The sequence below is a fragment of the Paenibacillus albidus genome (assembly GCF_014644435.1).
Lineage (GTDB): Bacteria > Bacillota > Bacilli > Paenibacillales > Paenibacillaceae > Paenibacillus_AQ > Paenibacillus_AQ albidus.
Window position 1 is genome coordinate 1 of sequence record NZ_BMKR01000118.1, and the last position, 531, is coordinate 531.

A 531-nucleotide genomic window follows, 5' to 3' on the forward strand; every position below is an offset into this window, starting at 1 on the left:
TCCCCCTAAAGTCACCGGAGAAGTCGAGGCAAAGATTATTGCACTCAGTTGTAGTACGCCTCCTACTGGGCGAAGTACCTGGTCACTCAGTTTGTTGGCACAAAAAGCAGTGGAACTACACTATATTGACAGCATTTCTCACGAGACGGTCAGACACGTGTTAAAAAAACGAACTTAAGCCTCATCTTCGGAAATGCTGGTGCATCCCACCGGAGCAAAATGCGACCTTTGTCGCCGCCATGGAAGACGTTCTGGATGTGTACCAACAACCGTATCACGCGCATTGTCCAGTCATCTGCATGGACGAGAAGCCGTACCAGCTTTTAGATGATGCCCGACAAGCGATTCCCATGAAGCCGGCCAAAGTGAAACGGGAGGACAGTGAATACCTCCGCAAGGGGACATGCAGCATCTTCATTTTTACAGAGCCGTTAGCTGGATGGCGGCATGTGACCGTACGTGAACGCCGAACCCGGGTCGATTGGGCGCAAGAGGTTCGTGAGTTGCTGGAAGTTCACTATCCAGAAGCTC

At 51.4% G+C, this 531-nt stretch carries 1 protein-coding gene and 1 pseudogene; both read left to right on the plus strand.

Annotation, left to right across the window (positions count from 1 at the left end; genetic code table 11):
* Positions 1 to 178, plus strand: a 178-nt coding sequence (locus IEY53_RS36250; RefSeq protein WP_189032948.1) for a helix-turn-helix domain-containing protein, incomplete at its 5' end; no start/stop codon positions are given.
* Between the two features lie 79 nt (positions 179 to 257).
* Positions 258 to 531 (plus strand): annotated as a pseudogene (locus tag IEY53_RS34860) (hypothetical protein); the annotation flags it as partial.